The sequence below is a fragment of the Acidovorax sp. HMWF018 genome, from assembly GCF_003061035.1.
In the GTDB taxonomy this organism is placed as follows: domain Bacteria; phylum Pseudomonadota; class Gammaproteobacteria; order Burkholderiales; family Burkholderiaceae_C; genus Acidovorax; species Acidovorax delafieldii.
Genome location: NZ_QAIM01000197.1, coordinates 1 through 3,505, shown reverse-complemented (window position 1 = coordinate 3,505; position 3,505 = coordinate 1). Strand labels below are relative to the sequence as shown.

At 68.9% G+C, this 3,505-nt stretch carries 3 protein-coding genes; 2 read left to right on the top strand and 1 reads right to left on the bottom strand.

The window, feature by feature from the left end:
- Positions 1–88 precede the first annotated feature (88 nt).
- A complete protein-coding gene (rocF, locus tag DBR23_RS07210; RefSeq protein ID WP_056068081.1) occupies positions 89–1,066 on the bottom strand; it encodes an arginase in 978 nt (325 codons plus the stop codon).
- Positions 1,067–1,254: 188 nt separating this feature from the next.
- On the opposite strand from rocF, the gene holA reads away from it, so the two are divergent.
- Entirely contained in the window at positions 1,255–2,310 is a 1,056-nt protein-coding gene (holA, locus tag DBR23_RS07205) for a DNA polymerase III subunit delta (RefSeq protein WP_108497788.1), read from the top strand.
- Positions 2,283–3,505, top strand: a 1,223-nt coding sequence (locus tag DBR23_RS07200; protein ID WP_233250315.1) for an FAD-binding oxidoreductase, incomplete at its 3' end; no start/stop codon positions are given. The genes holA and DBR23_RS07200, both read left to right, overlap by 28 nt.

Below are 3,505 nucleotides of genomic sequence, written 5' to 3'. Positions count from 1 at the left end.
CTAGTCGTGCTGCCTGCGGCGAAACGCCTGGCCATGGCCGCTTCGCTGAGTTTTGTGAGCTGCTCTAAGAATATGCGCGCTCAGGCGCTCACGCGCTCAGCGTCGGCCCCTGGCCGTGCGAGGGCACGCGCATGAGCGTGCTCTTGCCAAACAGCGACTCCACCAGGTCCACCGCCAGCACGGCCGTGCGGTTGCGCACATCGAGCGCGGGGTTGAGTTCCACAATGTCCAGCGAGGCCAGGCGCCCGCTGTCGGCAATCATCTCCATGCACAACTGCGCCTCGCGGTAAGTGGGGCCACCGGGCACCGTGGTGCCCACCCCGGGGGCAATGTCGGGGTCCAGAAAGTCCACATCAAAGCTCACATGCAGGTGGGTGTGCGCATCCAGACCGGCCAGCGCTTGCTGCATGGTCTGGCGCATGCCCACCTCGTCGATGTAGCGCATGTCGAACACTTCCAGGCCCTGCTCGTGCACAAAACGCTTTTCGCCCGCGTCCACGCTGCGGATGCCGATCTGCCGGATCTGCGACGGGTGCAGCGCCGGGCCACCGCCCGGCATGCGGGCCAGCCCGGTCAGCGCCTCGGGGCCAAAACCGCACAGGCAGGCCACGGGCATGCCATGCACATTGCCGCTGGGGGTCAGTGCACTGGTGTTGAAGTCGGCATGGGCATCGAGCCACAGCACCCGCAGTTTTTTGCCAACCTCCGCGCAATGGCGGGCCACGGCGCTGATGCTGCCCAGGCCCAGGCAGTGGTCGCCACCCAGCAGGATGGGCAGGTGGCCCAGCTGCAGTTCTGCATACACAGCGTCGAACACGCGCTGGTTCCATTCCACCACCTCGGGCAAGTGGCGGTAGCCGTCCACGGGCGGCTGCCACGGGTTGGCGGGGCCACTCAGGTTGCCCCGGTCAAACACCTGCAGCCCGTGGGACTCCAGCGCCGCCTGCAGGCCGGCCACACGCAAGGCCTCGGGCCCCATGGAGGCGCCGCGCGCGCCGGCGCCGATGTCGGTGGGGGCGCCGATCAGGCTGGTGGGCTGGGCGCTGCGCAGGGCGGTGGGGGGCATGGCGGTCTGACTTTCTGGGGTATGGCAGTGAGCGGGAAGGGCGCGGGCGCCCGGGGGAATTCTCAGGGCTTTGGGCGCCAATGAACAGCGCCGCAGCTGATCGGTTCGTGACCTCCTTTGTGCACTGTGAAGGCATACGCTGGCAATTTGCGCAATGCCGGGCCTGCCCAGGCGATAAACTTTGCCGCATGCAAGTCGCCCTGGCCCAACTCTCTCAGCATCTTCAACGGGGCCTGTCGCCGCTTTATGTCCTGCATGGCGACGAGCCCTTGCTCCAGCAAGAGGCGGCCGACGCCATCCGCGCCACCGCCCGCACCCAGGGCTACACCGAGCGCAGCAGCTACACCGTGGCCGGTGTCCATTTCGACTGGAGTGCGGTGCTGGCGGCCGGCGGGTCCCTCAGCCTGTTTGCCGACAAGCAGATCGTCGAGATCCGCATTCCGTCGGGCAAGCCCGGCAAGGACGGCAGCGTGGCGCTGCAGCAGATTGCCGAATTGGCCCGGGGTAACGACAGCACCCTCACCGTGGTCATGCTGCCGCGCCTCGATAAAGCCACCAAAACCGGTGCCTGGTTTGCCGCGCTGGAGGGTAACGGCACGTCGATTCAGATCGACCCCATCGAGCGCGGCCAACTGCCGCAGTGGATCGCAGCGCGCCTGGCCGCGCAGGGCCAGCGTGTGGTCGCGGGGGAGGAAGGCCAGCGCACCCTGCAGTTTTTTGCCGACCGCGTGGAAGGCAACCTGCTGGCCGCGCACCAGGAGATCCAGAAACTGGCTTTGTTGCATCCCGCCGGAGAGCTGACGCAAGCCCAGGTCGAAGCCGCTGTGCTCAACGTGGCGCGCTATGACGTGTTCAAGCTGTCAGAGTCGGTGCTGGCCGGGCAGACGGCCCGCGTGCAGCGCATGCTGGATGGCCTGCAGGCCGAGGGCGAAGCCGAAGTGCTGGTGCACTGGGCGCTGGCCGAAGACATCCGCGCCCTCAAGCGCGTGAAAGACGCGATGAACGCCGGCCGCCCCTTGCCCATGGCGCTGCGCGAGAACCGCATCTGGGGCCCCAAGGAGCGGCTGTTTGAACGCATCCTGCCCAAGGCCAGCGACGCCGCCCTGGCGCGCCTGCTGCAGTCGGCCCACACGGTGGATGGCATTGTCAAAGGCCTCAAGCAGCCCGACTGGCCGCAAGACGGCTGGCAGGCCCTGCAGCGCCTGGCCTTGCAGCTGTGCCGCCTGACCAGCGCGGCACGGTGATGGCGGCCGCTGCTGCCTCCCCGCCTTTGCGCCTGCCCAACGACGACGCCACCAACGGCTGGTCCGCCATCCTGCCCCCGCGCACGCCGCGCCCTGCGCTGCAGGGCGAGGTGGTGGCCGACTGGCTGGTGCTGGGCGCGGGCTTTGCGGGCCTGGCCGCCGCGCGCCGCCTGGCCGAGCTGCGCCCCCACGCCCACATCGTGGTGGTGGATGCAGGCACCGTGGGCAACAACGCCTCGGGCCGCAACTCGGGCTTTGCTATTGATGTGCCGCACAACATCGGCAGCTCGCTCGAAGAACTGCGACAGGCCGCGCACTACCAGGCCTTGCTCACGGCGGGCATGAACGACCTGGAGCTGCTGGTGGCGCAGCACCGCATCGACTGCCAATGGCGCCGCGCAGGCAAGTACCACTGCGCCGTGTCGCCCGCTGCCGAGCGCACGCTGCAGCACCATGTGCAGGAGCTGCGCGCCCTGGGTGCGCCGCACGAATTGCTTGACCGCAACGCCCTGGCCGCGCGCCTGGGCACCAGCTACTTTGCCGCCGGGCTTTACACGCCGGGCACCGTGCTGCTCAACCCCGCCGCGCTGTGCCGGGGCCTGGCCGATGCGCTGCCCGCCAACGTCACCCTGTACGAGCAAACGCCGGTGCAGCGGCTGGACCTGTCAGGCAGCAAGGTGGTGGCGCATACCCCGCAGGGCCGTGTGCGTGCGCCGCAACTGTTGCTGGCGGCCAATGGGTTTGCGCAGCAGCTGGGGCTGTTTGGCAGCGCCTGGGGTGCCGAGACGTTTCCGCTGGTCACCTTTGGCTCGCTCACAGCCCCGCTCACGCCCGAGCAACGCAGCCGCCTGGGCGCGCCCGAGGGCTGGGGCGTGACGCCCGCCAGCGCCGTCACGGGGGCCACGCTGCGCTACACGGACGACCACCGCATTCTGGTGCGCCAGGGGTTTGAATATGCGCCGCAGTTCCGCGTCAGCCCTGCGGTGCGCGAGCGCGTGCGGCGTGAGCATGCGGCCGTGTTTGCGGCGCGTTTTCCGCAACTGGGTGATGTGGCGCTGGAGCATTTCTGGGAAGGCTCGATTGCCATCACCCGCAATGGCGCGCCGCGCTGGGGGCGGCTGGCCCCGCAGGTGCATGGCGTGGCGGGTTGCAATGGGGCGGGGGTGGTGAAGTTCACGGCCCTGGGGGCTCTGGC